General features: G+C 66.6%; 18 protein-coding genes. 9 read left to right on the plus strand and 9 right to left on the minus strand.

Translation table 11 applies throughout. The annotated features are described in order from the left end of the window. Nucleotides 1-21: 21 nt before the first annotated feature. Nucleotides 22-1,281, minus strand: a complete 1,260-nt coding sequence (locus ACXPWS_RS27800; RefSeq protein WP_458709739.1) for a glycosyltransferase — start codon at nucleotides 1,279-1,281, stop codon at nucleotides 22-24. Nucleotides 1,282-1,409: 128 nt separating this feature from the next. Then, a complete protein-coding gene (locus tag ACXPWS_RS27805) occupies nucleotides 1,410-2,021 on the minus strand; it encodes a TetR/AcrR family transcriptional regulator (protein WP_458709740.1) in 612 nt (203 codons plus the stop codon). A gap of 86 nt (nucleotides 2,022-2,107) precedes the next feature. Between ACXPWS_RS27805 and ACXPWS_RS27810 the strand changes: the two genes are divergently transcribed. The 3 genes from ACXPWS_RS27810 to ACXPWS_RS27820 all read left to right on the plus strand — a co-directional run bounded on the left by ACXPWS_RS27810 (nucleotide 2,108) and on the right by ACXPWS_RS27820 (nucleotide 5,077). Continuing rightward, entirely contained in the window at nucleotides 2,108-3,214 is a 1,107-nt protein-coding gene (locus ACXPWS_RS27810) for a DmpA family aminopeptidase (protein ID WP_458709741.1), read from the plus strand. Continuing rightward, nucleotides 3,211-4,632 (plus strand): APC family permease, encoded by a 1,422-nt coding sequence (locus ACXPWS_RS27815; protein ID WP_458709742.1) that lies wholly within the window; start codon nucleotides 3,211-3,213, stop codon nucleotides 4,630-4,632. The genes ACXPWS_RS27810 and ACXPWS_RS27815 overlap by 4 nt, the downstream gene beginning before the upstream one ends. 142 nt (nucleotides 4,633-4,774) lie before the next feature. Then, a complete protein-coding gene (locus tag ACXPWS_RS27820; RefSeq protein WP_458709743.1) occupies nucleotides 4,775-5,077 on the plus strand; it encodes a hypothetical protein in 303 nt (100 codons plus the stop codon). Nucleotides 5,078-5,080: 3 nt separating this feature from the next. On the opposite strand, the gene ACXPWS_RS27825 is transcribed toward ACXPWS_RS27820, so the two are convergent. Together ACXPWS_RS27825 and ACXPWS_RS27830 are read right to left on the minus strand one after the other, a co-directional pair. Then, the gene (locus tag ACXPWS_RS27825) at nucleotides 5,081-5,965 is read right to left on the minus strand and encodes a dihydrodipicolinate synthase family protein (RefSeq protein WP_458709744.1); all 885 of its coding nucleotides are present in this window, start codon (nucleotides 5,963-5,965) and stop codon (nucleotides 5,081-5,083) included. Between the two features lie 18 nt (nucleotides 5,966-5,983). Next, nucleotides 5,984-6,769, minus strand: a complete 786-nt coding sequence (locus ACXPWS_RS27830; RefSeq protein WP_458709745.1) for an aldolase — start codon at nucleotides 6,767-6,769, stop codon at nucleotides 5,984-5,986. 87 nt (nucleotides 6,770-6,856) lie between these two features. Between ACXPWS_RS27830 and ACXPWS_RS27835 the strand changes: the two genes are divergently transcribed. Next, nucleotides 6,857-7,387 carry a helix-turn-helix domain-containing protein gene (locus ACXPWS_RS27835; RefSeq protein ID WP_458709746.1) on the plus strand — a complete coding sequence of 177 codons (531 nt, stop codon included), beginning with the start codon at nucleotides 6,857-6,859 and terminating at the stop codon, nucleotides 7,385-7,387. Nucleotide 7,388: 1 nt separating this feature from the next. Here the strand turns inward: ACXPWS_RS27835 and ACXPWS_RS27840 are convergent, their stop codons facing one another. Together ACXPWS_RS27840 and ACXPWS_RS27845 are read right to left on the minus strand one after the other, a co-directional pair. Further along, complete coding sequence (locus ACXPWS_RS27840; protein WP_458709747.1) at nucleotides 7,389-7,886, minus strand: Rv2253/PknI dimerization domain-containing protein; 498 nt, start codon at nucleotides 7,884-7,886, stop codon at nucleotides 7,389-7,391. Between the two features lie 70 nt (nucleotides 7,887-7,956). Then, nucleotides 7,957-10,068, minus strand: coding sequence for a VCBS domain-containing protein (locus tag ACXPWS_RS27845; RefSeq protein ID WP_458709748.1), 2,112 nt, complete (start codon nucleotides 10,066-10,068; stop codon nucleotides 7,957-7,959). Here ACXPWS_RS27845 and ACXPWS_RS27850 point away from each other — a divergent pair. Then, a complete protein-coding gene (locus ACXPWS_RS27850; protein ID WP_458709749.1) occupies nucleotides 10,025-10,528 on the plus strand; it encodes a hypothetical protein in 504 nt (167 codons plus the stop codon). The two genes, ACXPWS_RS27845 and ACXPWS_RS27850, sit on opposite strands and share 44 nt — an antisense overlap. 177 nt (nucleotides 10,529-10,705) lie before the next feature. On the opposite strand, the gene ACXPWS_RS27855 is transcribed toward ACXPWS_RS27850, so the two are convergent. Both ACXPWS_RS27855 and ACXPWS_RS27860 read right to left on the minus strand, forming a co-directional pair. Further along, nucleotides 10,706-11,545: a mycofactocin-coupled SDR family oxidoreductase gene (locus ACXPWS_RS27855; protein ID WP_458709750.1), complete on the minus strand. Its 840-nt coding sequence runs from the start codon at nucleotides 11,543-11,545 to the stop codon at nucleotides 10,706-10,708. A gap of 180 nt (nucleotides 11,546-11,725) precedes the next feature. Then, nucleotides 11,726-12,325, minus strand: coding sequence for a TetR/AcrR family transcriptional regulator (locus tag ACXPWS_RS27860; protein ID WP_458709751.1), 600 nt, complete (start codon nucleotides 12,323-12,325; stop codon nucleotides 11,726-11,728). A gap of 137 nt (nucleotides 12,326-12,462) precedes the next feature. Here ACXPWS_RS27860 and ACXPWS_RS27865 point away from each other — a divergent pair, with 137 nt between their 5' ends. Genes ACXPWS_RS27865 through ACXPWS_RS27875 form a run of 3 tightly spaced genes read left to right on the plus strand, consistent with a single transcriptional unit; the run spans nucleotide 12,463 to nucleotide 15,437 of the window. Continuing rightward, a complete protein-coding gene (locus ACXPWS_RS27865; protein WP_458709752.1) occupies nucleotides 12,463-12,675 on the plus strand; it encodes a ferredoxin in 213 nt (70 codons plus the stop codon). 24 nt (nucleotides 12,676-12,699) lie between these two features. Next, entirely contained in the window at nucleotides 12,700-13,986 is a 1,287-nt protein-coding gene (locus ACXPWS_RS27870; protein ID WP_458709753.1) for a cytochrome P450, read from the plus strand. Next, nucleotides 13,983-15,437, plus strand: coding sequence for an aldehyde dehydrogenase family protein (locus ACXPWS_RS27875; RefSeq protein WP_458709754.1), 1,455 nt, complete (start codon nucleotides 13,983-13,985; stop codon nucleotides 15,435-15,437). Before ACXPWS_RS27870 ends, ACXPWS_RS27875 begins: the two co-directional genes overlap by 4 nt. On the opposite strand, the gene ACXPWS_RS27880 is transcribed toward ACXPWS_RS27875, so the two are convergent. After that, nucleotides 15,422-16,426 carry a bile acid:sodium symporter family protein gene (locus ACXPWS_RS27880; RefSeq protein WP_458709755.1) on the minus strand — a complete coding sequence of 335 codons (1,005 nt, stop codon included), beginning with the start codon at nucleotides 16,424-16,426 and terminating at the stop codon, nucleotides 15,422-15,424. The genes ACXPWS_RS27875 and ACXPWS_RS27880 overlap by 16 nt on opposite strands. Nucleotides 16,427-16,497: 71 nt before the next feature. Between ACXPWS_RS27880 and ACXPWS_RS27885 the strand changes: the two genes are divergently transcribed. After that, complete coding sequence (locus ACXPWS_RS27885; protein ID WP_458709756.1) at nucleotides 16,498-17,355, plus strand: LysR substrate-binding domain-containing protein; 858 nt, start codon at nucleotides 16,498-16,500, stop codon at nucleotides 17,353-17,355. Nucleotides 17,356-17,389: the final 34 nt, after the last annotated feature.

Genomic DNA, 17,389 nt, shown 5'->3' on the forward strand with positions numbered 1-17,389 from the left:
CCGGTGACGTGGCGGCTGGAATCAGCGGTTCGGATGGAAGACCCAGGAGCGCAGCACGATGAAGCGCAGCACGGTGGCCACCAGATTGGCCGTGACGAGCACGCCCAACTCGAGCCAGGGCGGGGTCGGGTTCACCAGCGCATGAACACTGGCCAACGACCCGCCGGTGATCAGCAGCGCCATGCCGAAGACCAGCAAACCCTCACCGTGATGACGGGCTCTGCCCTGCCGTCCGCGCAGGCCGAAGGTGAACCTCCGGTTGGCCGCCGTGTTGGCGATCGCCGTGCACAGCAAGGCGAAGAAGTTGGCCGTCTGCGAACCGACTGCGGTGTGCAGCGCGTTGAACAGCAACAGGTACGCCAGGGTGCTGATGACCCCGATCGCGCCGAAGACGGCCAGTTGGTGGATCGTTCCACGGGCCGGGGCGGGCTGTATCCGGGGTGCGCACAGATCCGCAGCCACCTCGTCGACCGGGATCCGGCCGAAGGCGAAGTTCTTGCGCATCCTGGCGATCCCCAACAGGTCGGCGGTCGCGGTCGCGACGATGTCGACCCGGCTGTCGGGGTCGTCGACCCAGTCCACCGGCACCTCGTGGATGCGCAGGCCGGATCGTTCGGCCAGCACCAGCAATTCGGTGTCGAAGAACCATCCGGTGTCCGCCACCAAGGGCAGCAGCCGGTGCGCCACGTCGGCGCGGATGGCCTTGAAACCGCATTGCGCGTCGGAGAACCGCGCCGACATCGTCGTCTTGAGGATCACGTTGTAACAGCGCGAGATCATCTCGCGCTTGGGTCCGCGCACCACCCGTGACGTACGTGCCAGCCGGGTACCGATCGCCAAATCGGAATGACCGGAGATCAACGGCGCCACCAGAGGCGCCAGCGCGGCCAGGTCGGTGGACAGGTCGACATCCATATATGCCAGTACGGGGGCATCCGACGTCGACCAGACAGCATTCAGCGCACGGCCGCGGCCTTTCTGCTCCAACCGGACCAGCCGGACACCATCGAGTTCCTCGGCGAGCTGGGCGGCGATGCGAGGCGTGTCGTCGGTGCTGGCGTTGTCGGCGATGGTGATGCGCACCGGGTAGGGCAGGGTGTCGGCAAGGTAGCGGTGCAGCCGATGCACCGAACCCGACAGGGCCGCCTGCTCGTTGTACACGGGCACCACGACGTCAAGGACCGGGACGCCGCGGCGGGCGGCATCGGCCAGCAGGCTGGGCCGCGAGCGGGTGCACAGGTCACCCTCGATGGCCGCGGAATCAGTCAGCATCTTGGTCATGCCGACGATCATGCGACGTGGGTATGGGTGAGGTGTGGGACGAACATATGCGATAGCTATGCAGAGGCCGGCGGGCCGCAGCAGTTCAACTCGACGAGCAGCTCGCCGGTCGGTGAATACGGTGTAGCTCAGAATATTTCGGGTAAGGGAACCCCGACTGCGAGCTCCGCGTACTGGCGCATCAGCCGCAGCGCGGTCGCCCGGCTCAGGTCCGGGTCACGCGCGGCGATCCGGTAGCCGAAGTAGTCCTCCATCGACATCAGCGTCATGGCGATATCGCGGGCCGGGTGCCGCAGCCGGAACACCCCGCTGTCCTCCCCGGCCGACAGCAGATCGGCGTAGAGCCCGACCTGCCGGTGATAGATGCCCTGTACGTCGCTGCGCTGGTCCAGCTCGAACCCGGCCGACAGCACCGCCCGCCAGATGGCACGCCACTCGGCGTCCTCGGGCCCGGTGGGCAGGCCGGCGGCCATCGTCATCACCAGCTGCTCACGCGCATCGGTCGATGAGCTCTGCAACTGGAGCCGCTCGTCGTAGAACCGGACGTCGGATCGCAGCGCCAACTCGGAGAGCAACTGCGTCATGTCCTTGAAGTAGTAGCGCACCGCGTTGGTGGTCAGCCCCAATTCCTCGGCGACATCGGCGAGCTTGAGGGTGGCCAGGTCGTGTCGCTCGATCAGTGCGATCGCGGCGTCCATGATGTCGCGACGCCGCTCCTCCTGCTTGTTCGGCCGGGCCATGGCACCAATCTTGCCCGTTCTGTTGCGCGGTGCAGCGCACGGGCGCATAGTTCTTTTCCGATTAGGAAAATAACCCGGGAGAAGTAATGCGTGCCAGAGATCTCGGCGTGGTCATCGGGGAGCACCCCACCGGGCCGGCCAACGCCATCACCGACGTCGCGGGCGTGCGGGTCGGGCACACCACCCTGCAGGGCGACGGGATCAACACCGGCGTCACCGTCGTCGTCCCGCATGACGGCATCTGGACCGAGCCGGTGTTCGCCGGTTCGCACCGCCTCAACGGCAGCGGCGAGCTCACCGGCCTGGAATGGATCCGCGAATCCGGCGAGCTCACCAGCGCGATCGGGTTGACCAACACCCACAGCGTCGGCGTCGTCCGCGACGAACTGGTGGCCGCCCAGGTGCGCGCCCGCGGCGAAGGGCTCTACTGGTCGCTACCGGTCGTCGGCGAAACCTACGACGGCCTGCTCAACGACATCAACGGCTTTCACGTCCGGCCCGAGCACGCGCGCGAAGCGCTCGCGGCCGCCTCCACGGCCCCGCCTGCCGAGGGCAACGTCGGCGGCGGCACCGGGATGATCTGCCACGGCTTCAAGGGGGGCATCGGCACCGCGTCCCGCATCACCGAGACGGCCGTCGGGCGGTACACGGTCGGGGTCCTGGTCCAGGCCAATCACGGTCGCCGGGAGCGGCTCCGGATCAACGGCGTACCGGTGGGTGAACTCATCGGAGCCGACCAGGTGCCGCTGCCGGACCTGCCCAAGCAGTACGAGCCGGGATCGGGTTCGATCATCGTCATCGTCGGCACCGACGCCCCGCTGCTCCCCCATCAATGCACCCGGCTGGCGCAACGCTCGGCGTTGGCCGTGAGCCGCCTGGGCGGGACCGGCGAGCAGTACAGCGGCGACCTCATGCTCGCGTTCTCGACGGGCAACCGCGGCATCCCGCCTTATGCGTGGGACGAAGATGCCGGCACGGCACACCCGGAAGTGCCGCTGCGGATGGTCGCACCGCAGCTGATGACGCGGCTGTTCGATCTCACCATCGAGGCCACCGAGGAGGCCATCGTCAACGCGATGGTGGCCGCCACCACCATGACCGGTCACCACGGTTTCACCGCCCACGCCATCGATCACGATCTGCTGCGCAACGCGTTGCACCTCAACACCTCTGGAACCGAGGAGATCTCATGACCACAGCACCGGCCGACACGCAGAGGCGGCGCCTGTCCGGGCATCTGGGCCCCGTCGGCATCGTCTTCATGGTGGTCGCCGCGGCCGCCCCGCTGACCGTCATCGGCGGCAACATGCCGCTGGCGATGGGTCTGGGCAACGGCGCAGGCGCACCGGTGGGTTTCGTGATCGCCGCCCTGGTGCTGCTGGTCTTCAGCATCGGGTTCGTGACCATGACGCCGCACGTCCCCGAGGCCGGGGCGTTCTTCTCCTATGTGACCGTCGGTTTGGGCGAGCGCATGGGCAAGGGCATCGCGGTGGTCGCGCTGATCGCCTACACCGCCATCCAGATCGGCATCTACGGCTACATCGGCTGGGCCATCTCCGACACCGTTGCCCACTATCACGGTCCGGTAATCCCCTGGCCCGTCTACTCGTTCGTGGTACTGGCGATCGTCGCCGTGCTGGGCTACCGGCACATCGAGCTGAGCGCCAAGGTACTGGGCGTGGCGCTGGCCCTGGAGATCGGCATCGTGGTCGTGCTGGACGCGGTGATGGTCACCAAGCCCAGCCCGGCCGGCGTCACCTTCACGTCCTTCGAACCAGCGATCTTCACCCAGGGCACCATCGGCATCGCCATTCTGTTCGCCCTCACCGGCTTCATCGGCTTCGAGGCCACCGCCGTGTTCCGCGACGAGGCCCGCGATCCCGAGCGCACCATCCCGCGCGCCACCTACGCCGCGGTGATCATCATCGGCGCGTTCTACGCCATCACCGTGTGGGCGTTCGTGGTGGCCGTCGGGCCGGATCAGGTAGCTGCGGTTGCGCAGAAAACCCTTGCCGGCGAAGGCAATATGCTGCTGGACACCACCGGCGACATGTTGGGCACCGTCGGCCGCGACATCGTCAACGTCCTACTGCTGAGCAGTCTGTTCGCCTGCGTGCTGTCCTTCCACAACGTCATCGCGCGCTACCAGTTCGTGCTGGCCGGCAAGGGCTTGCTGCCGGCGCGGCTGGCCAAGGTGCACGACCACCACGAATCACCGTCGTTCTCGTCGCTGGTGCAAACCGGCACCGCCGCAATCATTGTCGCCGTGCTGGCGATCCTGGGCATCGATCCGCTGGTCGGGGTGTTCGGCTCGATGGCTGGCGTCGCGACGGTCGGTATGGTCCTGCTGATGCTGACCACCTCGGTGGCCGTGCTGGTGTTCTTCCTGCGTCACCGGGATCTGGCACCGGGCCGGTTGTGGACGACGCGGATCGCGCCGGCCGTGGCGGTGCTCGGTCTGCTCGGCAGTCTGTGGCTGGTGCTGTCGAACTTCACCCTGGTCACCGGTGGCAGCGCGACGCTCAGCACGGTGCTGGCCGCGATCCCGTTCCTCGGGCTCGTCGCCGGATTCGCGGCCTGGCGGCCGTCACGATCGCTGTCGGGCGACTAGATCCGGCGCGGCCCGCCGGCCCAGTCATCGTCAGGCAACCACTACCGGCTAGCTGCAACGGCGTCTTGGCAGCTAGCAGTGCTGATTCCGGCAGGAATCGGGCGCAGGATCGAACTGTCCGACCCACGAACAGGAGATCATCATGAAGAACTTGATCGCATTCGCCGCACCCGTCCTGGCCGTCGGCCTGGCCTCCGGTTTCGTCGCCCTGGCGCCGGTGGGCGCCACCATCTCCGTCGCCGACGGCCCGACCTCGACCACCGCCTGGCAGCAGAACGCCCCCGTCTCCGCCGACACCGGCGCGCCGGCCGGCGACGCCAAGGCCGGGACCGATCCACTGATCCCCTTCGGTACCGACCCGCAGGCCCCGGTCACCACCGGCTTCGTCAACCGCAACCACGACGAGGGCATCACCTCCAACGGCGAAGTGGACCTGCCGTTCTGATCGCTAGGCGCCGACCAGCAGGCCCTGCAGATCCGCCCGGCGTTCCGCGTCCAGCGGTAGCAGTGGCGGTCGGGGATCACCGACCCCGCGGCCCAGCAGGTCCAGTCCTGCCTTCACGGTCGTCGGCAGTCCGCCGTCGACGATGAAGCGCAGCAGCGGCACCAGGTCCTGGTAGATCGCCTCGGCACGAGGCGTATCACCGGCGGTGACCGCCTCATACAGGTCCAGACACGGCTGGGGCCGCAGGTTTGGCGCCGCGGTGCACCACCCGGCCGCGCCGGCCGTCAACGCCTGCAGCACAAGCGGATTGCTGCCGTTGTAGAAGGGCAGAGCGCCGCCGGTCAATTCGGCGAGACGCAACATGCGGCTCAGGTCACCGGTGGATTCCTTGACCATGGCGAGGTTGTCGATCTCGGTGAACATCTGCACCAGCAGTTCCGGTGGCATGTCGATGCCGCTGGTCGCCGGATTGTTGTACGCCATGATCGGCAGGTCGACCGCCGCCGCGACGGCGGCGTAATGCGCGATGATCTCGCGGCTGGTCAGCTTCCAGTACGAGACCGGCAAGACCATCAGCGCATCCGCGCCCGCCCGCTGGGCATGCTTCGCCCGGCGCACGGTGTTTGCGGTGGTCAGATCCGAGGCGCCGACCACGACGGGCACCCGGCCGGCGACGGCGCTCACGGTGGTGTCGACGACGGCGTCGAACTCCGGTTCAGTCAAATAGGCCGACTCGCCGGTACTGCCCAGCGGAGCGATGGCGTGCACGCCCGATCCGACGAGTCGATCGACGAGGTCGGCGAGCTTGTCCTCGTCGATTCGCGCGCCGTCGGCGGTGAACGGCGTGACGGGGTAGGCGATGATGCCGTGCAGGGATGGCGTGGTCATGGTGGTCCTTTCTGAGGCTTAGGAAGTCAGGGCGTCCGGGTGGTGCGCCAGCGCACGCCGGGCGTAGTACGCGAAGTTGGCTTGGCTGCGTTTCGGGGTGAGCGTCCAGTCATGGGCTTCCCGAGCCAGCCGTTCCGGTAGCGCGGCGATGGTGCCGGCCGCCATCGCCGCGAGTTGTAGTTTGGCGCCCCGCTCGATCAGCATCCCGAGCGAGCACGCCTCCTCGATACTGGCGCCGGCCACGACGTGTCCGTGATGGGCGAGCAGGATCGCCTTCTTGTCCCCCAGTGCGGCCGAGATGATCTCGCCCTCTTCGTTTCCTACCGGCACGCCCGGCCAATCCGGCAGGAAGGCGCAGTCGTCGTAGAGCGGAGCGATGTCCATCTGGGACACCACCAGCGGGGTCTCCAGCATTGACAACGCCGCGACGTGGAAGGGGTGGGTGTGCACGATGCAGTTCACGTCCGGACGGGCCCGGTAGATCCAGGTGTGGAACCTGTTGGCGGGATTGGCGATTCCGGTTCCCTGCAGGACGTTGAGGTCTTCGTCGACCAGGAGCAGGTTGCCAGCGGTGATCTCGTCGAAGCCGAGACCGAGACGTTGGGTGTAGTACGTGCCCGGCTCATCGGCACGCGCGGTGATCTGGCCGGCCAGACCGGAATCATGCCCCGCATCGAACAACGCCCGGCAGGTCAGCGCCAGCTTCTCCCGTGCGGTCAGCGTTGAGTCCGCGACATCGCGGGTGAGCTCCTCGTGAGCCCGGCGCATCAGATCGTCTTTCGAGTCGTGCAGCGTGGAAGCCAATCGACCCTCTCCTCTCATCCCGTGAATGACACGAGAGGAACGATAGGACACTTTGTGTCATATCGTCAATAGCGTATTCTTGCACGCATGGCGGCCCTGCTGCGCGCGGTGCGCACCCAACACGGCATGACCTTGGACGACCTGGCGGCCGAGACCGGCCTGACCAAGAGTTATCTGTCCAAGGTCGAGCGCGGCCAGAGCACACCCTCGATCGCGGCAGCCCTGAAAATTGCACGCGCACTCGATGTCGATGTGGCGCAGCTGTTCTCCGACGATGCCTCCGCCACGTCCATCACCGTCGAACGCGCGGCGGCCGGCACCACCGAGCGCCATCACCCCGTCGCTGCGGGGATGCTGGGCAAGGCCATGTCACCGTTCGTGGTGCGCCCGGGCCGCCAGTTCGCGGGTCACCCGCATCCCAGCCACCCGGGACAGGAATTCCTGTTCGTGCATGCCGGGTGCGCCGAGCTCAGCTACAACGGTGAGATCATCGCTCTTGCCGACGGCGACTGCGCCTATATCGACGCCTCCCTGCCGCACAAACTGCGTCAGGCCGGTGACGATCCCACCGTGGTGGTCGTGGTGGCCTATGACGAGCCGCGCGGAGCGCGTCGCTGATTCACAGCTTGCGGAATGTCACCGGCATCTGGATCACCAGCGGGGTGTTCTTGCCACAGGCACCGCTGATTCCGACGGTGCGTTCGTACCCTTGCAGGGTCGCCACGTTCGTGCGGTCCTGCTGTCCGTTGGCGTCGGTACCGAAGAACTGAAAGCGTTGGCGTCCAAGCGAGAAGGTGCCATCCGGGCAGGGCTCCCAGTTATCGATGGTGCGGTCCACCAGCCAGCGGCTGGCCCGGTACACCAACGGCGCCGTCCAGCCCTGGTCGCTGCTGACGGTGCCCGTGCAGGTTTGCGGGTCGGTGCAAGTCGAGCTGAAGGTCCAGGTCGATATCACCACCTTCTCGTCCATGTAGGCCTCATTGGTCTTGGCCCAGTCCCCGTTGGACACCACCCGGTAGGACCCGTTCAGCTCGAACCCGAAGTCCGCGTGTGCCTGTGGCACCGCGCCGCCGGCACTCAGCACTGCCAATGACAGTGCGACAAGGAAAGTGCGCATATGTCCTCTCAGTCACGGACACGGTGATCTGCCGACGGCCTCAAACCGTCGGCAGATCACCCGCTGTCGTTTATGCGTTCTGCTGGGCCTCTTCGGCGGCAGCGGGATTCGGCAGGCTCTGCACATCACCGTCGACGCTGGAGGTGATGAAGCCGGTCAGCGACTGCGCGAACGCGTTGACCGTGGCGTCGGCCTTCAGGTAACCGGTGTGCGCCCCGGTGACATTGATGTCGGCGAGGTAATGCACGGCGGTTTGGCCGGCGTTGTAGTCGGCCGACTCGGTGCCGTTGAGCACTTCGCCCAACTCGTTGACGTAGTCGGTGTAGACGACGGTGCGGATGGTGCGCGTCGCGTCGTTGGGGTCCGGGACCTCGGTGACCAACGCGGTGCCGCCGCCGACACCGGCATGGGCGCCCACCGCGGGCAGCGGTGTGGTGGTGGCGACGTAGTTACCCAGTTGCGGGGCCCACGAATCCGACGTCGGGGTGGTTCGGTCCGCGGCCACCGGCCCGACGCTGGTGGTGTACTTGAGATTGGCGATGACCAGGCGCGACACCGTTGGGTCGGTGATGCTGGACTCCCAGAAGGTGATGGCATCGCCGTTGGGGTTCCAGCTGGGCATGCTCCTGGCGGTGTACCCGTCGCCCTCGACGAACAGCGGGATACCGTTCTCGCGCTTGAGTTCGTCGTCCAGCGAGACCAGCCACTCCTGGTTGGAGACGTTGATCGGCAACGCATACTCGTCGTAGACAGGCGCGCTGACATACGCAGGCAGGAAGTTGGGCCGGATGATCCGCGTCATCGGGGTCAGTGCGTTGAGCCCACGGGTGCTGCCGATCGCGATCCACTTCTCGTTGGGTGAGAAGTCCATGTCCTCGTCGTAGTCGAGGTTCGCGGTCACCCGCGTCACGTTGCCGGTGGCGAGGTCGACCTCGATGTCGTCGACATTGCCGGCTTCGAACGCGCCACCGAGAATCACCACGCCCTTACCGTCAGGGGTCCATTGCTTACCCTCGCCGGTGGGATAGACCACCCGCGCGTCGTCGACTTCGTACCCATCCGCGGTGCGAACCAGGGTGCCGACGATGGGAAGCGCCTGCACCAGGTTGTTCGGGCCCAGCACAATCCGGGTGAACAACACATGCTTGCCGTCCGGGGACACCCGCATCTCACGTTGCTGGTCGATGGCGAATCCGCCACCCGGTGGGGTGGTGACGGGGACCAGCTGCCTGCCGTTGACACCGTCTTCGAGCAGGGAGTAGCGCGGGCCCTTGCCCGGATCCTGGACCAGAACCAGCACCCGGCCGGATCCGTCCTCCACCGGAACCGGCTTCATCAGATTGCCGGTTTCGTTGGTGGCCACCCCGCAGGTCACGCAGTCGGCGCCGGTGCCGTCGATGCCGATCTGATAGATCTCCGAACGGCCGCCCGCGGTCGGCTGGCCGGCGAAGAAGATGGACTTTCCGTCGGCCGAGTAACGCGGATTGGCCGGGCTGCCGATTCCGGCGGGCAGGTTCAGGATCACCCGCTGGATGGTCGGGCTCAGCACCGAGACATCGATACCGACGCTGGCACGATGCGGACTGAACACGTTCAGCAGGTTGAACTTGCCGTCGGTGACCGCCACGGTGAACGAATCGGTCTGCACCGCACCGTAATCAATGTCGGCCGGGGTGTAGGTGAAATTGCCGGTGGCCTGGTCCACGCTCAGGGTGCCGTACTTGGGGCCCTGGGTCACCTTGTACTTCAGGGTGTCGTTCTCGGCGTCGGTGGCGCCGATGTTGCCCGTGAGAGTCTGACCGGTCTGCACCGTGGTGGTGGGGTTGTAGGCGATGGTCGGAGCCTGGTTGAACACGTTTCGCCGGACCCAGCCGAGCACAGCCCACAGGGCCGGGGTGAACGGTTCCGGACTGTTGGGTGCGGGATTGAGGAACGGGTTCAGCAGGTTGGTGACCACATGGTTGAGAAATCCCACCAAACCTGTTGCCGGAGAGACCACCTGAGCCGTCACGGCGGCCGGCACCGTAGCAGCGGCCGGCGTACCGGTGGCCGCGGCAACCTGCACCGTGGGCGTCGGTGCCGTCACGGTGGCGGCCGCCGTGGTGACGGCGGCCGTCTTCTTGGTGACGGTCGCGGTGGTGGCGGCCGTGCTGACCGTCGTCGACGCTTTGGTGGTGGCCACGGTGGTCTCGGTATGCGCTGACTTCGACGAGGACTTGGCCGGACTCGACGTCGTGGTCGACTTGACGGGCTCGGATGTGCCGCCGCCGGCGGTCGCGGCGGTGTCGTCATCCTTCGGAGTGCTCGATGAGCCGCCGGTGTGCGCTCCGCCGCTGCTGCTGACGACGACACCCGAGCCGATTTCGGTGCTCGACGAGGTGGACCCCGATGTCGAGGCACCGCTGGTCCCCGTCGTGCCGGTGGCTCCCGTCGTTCCAGTCGTCCCGGTCGTCCCTGTGGTCCCGGTCGCCCCTGTCGTATCCGTGGACCCGGTCGTCGACCCGCCGGAGGGCGCACTCGACGAAGTCGACCCGCTCGACGAGGTCGACCCGGATGTTCCTGCGTTGGTATCCGCGACCGCCACGCCGTGGCCGGTCGCGACCGCCGTGACGAGCCATGCCGCCACGGCAAAGCCGCCATAACCGCCGATCTTCGCGGCACGCTGACAGGGGTTGGTCACAGGCACGTCCGAGGCGGCTGCTGCGAAGAGAGGATTGACACGAGAACTGGTACTCGCCATGGGCTTTGGCTCCGTTGCCGTTGGGGTGATTCCTATTCAGTTGAAGTGCTATTCAGTTGCACCACAGTTCACGACGCAGTTACTTGAGCATGCTTCCGGCGTCGACGGTCACGGGAAGTCCTGTCACGTAACGGGATTCGTCGGAGGCAAGGAACAGCACCGCGTTGCTGATGTCGACCGGCTCGACCCAACCGACCGGCAGCACGTGCATGAATTGGGCAGCGACCTTCAGGTCGTCGGGGCCCGGGTTCTCCAGGTCGGGGCGGAACAGCTTCATGGTGCCCTCGTTCATGAACAGCGGCGTGTTCACGTTGGTCGGGTGCACCGAGTTGACCCGGATGGAGTGCTGCCCCAGTTCGACGGCGAACGTCCGCATCAGTCCCACCACGCCGTGCTTGGCGGCGATGTAGTGCCCCGTGTGCGGGTAGGCCTTGAGTCCGCCCACCGAGCTGGTCAGGATGATCGAACCGCCCTGGCCTTGCGAGATGAGGTGTGGCACGGCGGCTTTCACGGTCTTCCAGACGCCGGACAGGTTGACGTCGATCATGTCGTTCCAGTCGGCTTCACTGGTGTGGTCCAGGGTCTGGCCGCCGTTGCCGATACCGGCGTTGGCACAAATGATGTCCAGGCGACCCAGCTGCTCGACACCGCTGTCCACCGCGGCCTTCAGCGCGTCGTAGTCACGCACGTCCACCTCGGCGGTGACGATGCGCCGGTTCAGCTGCTTGACCAGGTCGGCCGTCTCGGCGAGATCGTCCCGGGTGGCCGGCTCGATCTGGGTGTTGCCGCTCACCGGACCGCAGATATCCACCGCGATGATGTCGGCGCCTTCTTCGGCGAGCCGCACCGCGTGACTACGCCCCTGCCCGCGCGCCGCGCCGGTGATGAATGCGACCTTGCCGTCTACCCGTCCCGCCATGGGTTCACCTCACTGTCTGTTTCCTGCGGCCGCCGCACCAGAGGCGGTCCAACCGTCGACTCAAGATTTTGTCGATCGATCAGGAACGATCGCACGGACCCCACGCACTGTCAACAGTGGGATACCGAAGAGATGGCACGAACCCGACAGAATTCCGGCGCCGCGCGCCGGGCGGGTCGATCAGTCGCGAACGACCTCGGAGGGCTTGGACAGCAGTTCGATCTGGCGCTCGATGAACATACGCAGCTCCTCGTGTCCGCGGGTCACGCCCACGACGGCTTCGTTTCCGACACTGCGCGCGATCTGCGCGACGATCATCGAGACCACCACCGGTGGATAGTCATTCAGGTCGACCCCGTTGGCGCGCAGGACCATGGTGACTGCAGATGTCTCGATGTCGCGCACCCGCTCGGAGTATGCCTTGAGCTCGGCTCCAATTGCCTTGCGATGATTGGCCAATGCCATGAATTCGGTGCTGAGCACGGTTTGCCGCGGGTCGCTGTTGATCCGCCAGAGGGCGCGCAGCGGGTCGTCGTCCAGCAGTACGCCGCGCAGTTTCTCCAGCGCCACTTCCCCACCGGAGCGCAGCATCTCGATGAACAGGTCGTCCATGGTCGGGAAGTAGTAGTAGACCAGGGCCTGCTTCACGCCCGCCTTGGCGGCGACCCGCCGTGAGGTGGCCGCGGCATATCCCTCGTCGTGCATGATCTGCACCGCCGCCTCGATCAGGCGCTGCCTGGCACCGCCGTCATCGGCCTTGGTCTTGCGCCCAGGCGCCATCAACGAACCGGTCTCGGGATGCTTGACCGGCCGTCTTGGTCCGTGGTAGGCATACGGCAGTCTAACATTTTGGTCAGTCGATCAGTTTCTGTCGTCTCCACGGGAGGCGGCAGCGAGGAGGTGCGGCCGTGCAGCCCGTGTCCACGAAGCCCGCGAGCCGACGGCTGCGGGTCGATCCGAAGTTGTGCGAAGCGCACGCCTTGTGCATCGAACTGGCCCCGGAGGTCTTCGAACTCGGCGACGATATCGCCACCTGCACCCCCGAGATCGACCAATCGCACTGGGACAGCGCCGAAGCCGCCATCTCGGCATGTCCCCGCCAGGCCATCAGCTGGATCGTCAGCAGTTAAAAGTTCAAGAAAGCAGCCCACAACATGACCGACCTCGCCGACGTCGACTACTTCACCAATGCCGAGATCGCCCAGGATCCATACGCGTACTGGGATCATCTACGTCAACAGGGCCCGGTGGTGCGCGAACCGCACTACGGCGTGGTGGCCGTGACCGGCTATCAGGAAGTCCAGGCGGCCTTCAAGGATGTCGACTCGTTCTCCGCGGTCAACGCCATCGGCGGTCCGTTCCCGCCACTGCCGTTCACCCCCGAAGGTGATGACATCAGCGAGCTGATCGAGGCCCACCGGCATGAATTCCCGATCTTCGAGCACATGGTCGTGATGGACCCACCCGACCATGAGAAGGCGCGCTCGCTGCTCGGCCGGCTGCTGACCCCGCGCCGGCTGCAGGAGAACGAGGAGTACATCTGGACTCTGGCAGACCGGCAGTTCGACGAGTTCATCGGTAACGGCCGCTGCGAGTTCCTCGGCGAGTACGGCAAGCCGTTCGCCACCCTGGCCATCGCGGATCTGCTCGGCGTCCCCGACGAGGACCGCCCCGAGATCCGGCGCAACCTCGGCGCAGGCAATGCCCCCGGTTCCCGGGTGGGCGCGCTGGACCACGAGCCGGTCGGGTCCAATCCGCTGCAGTACCTCGACGATCTGTTCAGCGGGTATATCGCCGACCGTCGCCAGAACCCGCGTGAGGATGTGCTGACCGGTTTGGCCACCGCCACCTATCCCGACGGCTCCGTCCCACCGCTGCTGGAAGTGGTGCGCCCGGCGACGTTCCTGTTCGCCGCAGGCCAGGAGACGGTGACCAAGCTGCTCAGCTCCGCGGTGCAGGTGCTCGGCGATCAGCCCGAACTGCAGGACCGGCTGCGGGCCGACCGCGACCTGATCGGCCCCTTCATCGAGGAGGCCCTGCGGTTGGAGAGCCCCACCAAGATCGATTTCCGGCTGTGCCGCAAGTCCACCACCCTCGGCGGGGTGCCGATCAAGGCCGGCACCGTGCTGATGCTCTGCCTGGGTGCCGCCAACCGGGATCCCCGCAAGTTCGAGAACCCCGACGAGTTCCGCGTCGACCGCAAGAATGTCCGCGAGCACATCACCTTCGGCCGTGGCATCCACACCTGTGCCGGAGCCCCACTGGCCCGGGTCGAGGGCCGGGTCACCATCAACCGGCTGCTCGACCGGCTGCGCGACATCCGGATCAGCGAGGCCAAGCACGGCGCCGCGGGCAGCCGCAACTACAGCTACGAGCCGACGTTCCTGCTGCGCGGCCTGACCGAACTGCACATCGAGTTCACCGAGGCAGACAGCCAGTGAGCGTGCAATCCGTCCTCGACGACATCGGCGCGCGGCCCGGCACCGGCGATGTCATCCCGATCATCAACCCCGCCACCGAGGAGGTGATCGCCGAATTTCGCGACGGCGGCGCCGAAGCGGTCGACGCGGCGGTGGCCCGCGCCCGGGAGAGCTTCGACTCCGGCGTGTGGAGCGGCCTGCCCGGCAACGAGCGGGCCAAGGTGTTGTGGCGGGCGGCCGATCTGATCGACCAGCGCGCCGACGAACTGGCCCAGATCGATTCGCTGAACACCGGAATGCCGTACTTCCAGGCGTTCATGATCATGTCGACGTGCGCCGAGTCGTTCCGCTACTACGCGGGCTGGTGCACCAAACTCAACGGCATCGCCCACGACGTGCAGCAGACCGGTGGAATCACCGGCGCTTTCACCAATATGCACGCCTACACCCTCAAAGAGCCCTACGGCGTGGTCGGGCTCATCTTCCCGTGGAACGGGCCGGTGTTCAACGCCTGCACCAAACTCGCACCCGCTCTCGCGGCCGGATGCAGTTGCGTCGTCAAACCCGCTGAGGAGACGCCACTTTCGGCCCTGCTACTGGCACGAATCCTCGCCGAGGCCGGCGTCCCGGACGGCGTGGTCAACCTCGTCACCGGCTACGGACACACCGCAGGCGCGGCCATCACCTCCCATCCCGGCATCGACAAGGTCGCGTTCACCGGCTCAACCGAGGTGGGCAAGCAGATCGTGGCCGCCTCGGCAGGCAACCTCAAGCGCGTCGCACTCGAACTGGGCGGCAAGTCACCGGTGCTGATCTACGACGACGCCGACATCGACACCGCCATCACGATGGCCGCGATGGGCATCTTCATCCACTCCGGCCAGGGCTGCATCAGCGGATCCCGGATCTTCGCCCAGCGCGGCGTGTACGAGAAGGTGGTCGAGGGTGTGGCCAACATGGCGAACTCGGTGAAACTCGGCGCTCCGACCGAAGACGACGTGCTGATCGGTCCCATCATCAGCGCCAAGCAGCTCAACCGGGTGGTGGGCTTCATCGACGAGGGCCGCCGCGACGGAGTCGAGGTGGTGGCCGGCGGAGCGCGGCTGGACCGCAGCGGATTCTTCGTGCACCCAACGGTTCTCACCGATGTCGCGCCGACCGCGCGGCTGTACCAACAGGAGATCTTCGGGCCGGTGGTCGCCATCCTGCCGTTCGACGAGGACGACGACGTGCTGGCCCTGGCCAACGACTCGGAGTACGGGCTGGCCGCCACGGCCTGGACCAAGGACATCGGTCGCGCCCACCGACTGGCCAAGCGCCTCGAGGCCGGCACCGTCACGCTGAACTGCCAGATGGTGTTCGACCACTCGATGCCCTTCGGCGGATACAAGCAGTCCGGTTGGGGCTATGAATGGGGACGCGACGGAATCGAGAGTTTCCTCAAGACCAAGACCGTCTACGCGCAACTCTGAGCAACCGTGTCGCGCGGTTGCGCGGCGTCGGCCGCCCGGCCCCAGCGTCCGGCCAGCGTCGCGCAGGTGATCAGCTGGATCTGATGAAAGATCATCAGCGGCAACACGATCAGGCCCACCGGATGCCCGGCGAACAGAACCGTCGCCATGGGTAGCCCGGTGGCCAAGCTCTTCTTGGACCCGCAGAAGATCACCACGATGCGGTCGGCCCGGTCGAACCGCATCAGCCGGGCCACCCCGGCCGTCACGCCCAGCACCACCGACAGCAGCACCACACAGACCCCGACGACGGCCAGCAGATGCGTCACCGTCATGCCGGCCCAGATGTGCTCGGTCATGCCCGCGCTGAAGGCCGCGTAGACCACCAGGTACACCGATCCGCGGTCGACGATCTTGGTCAGCGTGGTGTGCGACAGCACCCGATGCAGCTTGGGGCGCAACAGTTGTCCGGCGATGAACGGCAACAGCAGTTGCACCACGATCTCCAGGATGGAGCGCGCCGACACGGTGGCAGCGCCGGTGGTGTGCATCAGCAGCGTCACCAGCAGCGGTGTCACGAAGATGCCCAGCATGTTGGACGCCGACGCACTGACCACCGCGGCCGCGACGTTGCCGCGGGCGATCGAGGTGAACGCGATGGAGGACTGGACGGTGGACGGCAGCAGGCACAGGTACAGCACCCCGGTGTAGAGGTCGTTGGTCAGCACCGAGGGCACCAGCAGCTTGAGCGCCAGGCCGAGCACCGGGAACAGCACATAGGTCGCGGCCAGCACCGTGGTGTGCAGCCGCCAATGCCGTAAGCCCTGCAGCGCCTCCCGCGGTTCCAGCCGCGTCCCGTACAGCAGGAACAGCACCGCGATCGCGATCTTGGTGGCCCAGTCCAGTACGCCGGCGGCCGCCCCGCCCGCGGGCAGCAGCAGTCCGATCGCCATGGCGGCGAACAGCCCGAGCAGGAATCCGTCGATCCGGAGTTTGGCCAGCAGCGTCACCAGTTCACCGTAGAAGCCGGCACACTCATAGCGAAAGGCGATGAGCGCAATATCTGCAAACGAGTACCGTGATGAATATGTTCGATCCAGAGCAGCTACGCACGTTCCTGGCGGTCGAACGCGCGGGCGGTTTCACCGCGGCCGGCCGGGTCCTCGGGTTGCGTCAGTCGACGGTGAGCGGGCACATCGCCCGCCTCGAGCGGGCCGTCGGCCGGGAACTGTTCCGCCGGGACACCCGCAACCTGGCGCTGACCGCCGACGGGGCGGCCATGATCGGTTTCGCCCGCAGCATCCTCGACGCCCAGGCCCAGGCGGATCGGTACTTCTCCGAATCGCGGCTCACCGGCTTCATCCGGCTCGGCGCCTCCGACGATCTGGTCGGCCGGGACCTGCCGGACGTCCTGGTGGAGTTCCAGCGTTCCTATCCGGCCGTCGACCTGGAACTCGTCGTCGGGCTCAGCGAAAATCTGAAGATCCGGATGGCGGCCGGCGAACTGGACATGATGGTGGCCAAACGGCTGCCCGGCGAGCAGCACGGCGAGCTGCTGTGGCAGGACCGGCTGGTGTGGGCCGGCCGGGCCGGGGCGACCGACGTCGGCGACCCGGTGCCGATTGTCACCTATCCCCCGCCGAGCCTGACCCGGCACATGGCGTTGCGCGCGCTGGAACGCGAACGTCGCACCTGGCGCGTGGCGTGCGTCAGCGATAGCCAATTGGGCCTGCAGGCGGCCGCGCTGGCCGGGCTCGGCATCGTCCCGCACGCCGAAACCCTACTGCCGCAAGGCCTTCACCCGGTCGACGACGAGCGCTTACCGGATCTGGGTGCGCTGGAGTTCGTGCTGGTGTGCCGGCGTAGCACGCTGTCCGAGCCCGAGCAGGCCCTGCACGACGCGATCGTCGCCAACGCACGATTTGTGCACGCTCCGTAACGCCGAGGGCGACGAAACGTGCACGAGCCGCTGA

The organism is Mycobacterium sp. BMJ-28 (assembly GCF_054404835.1).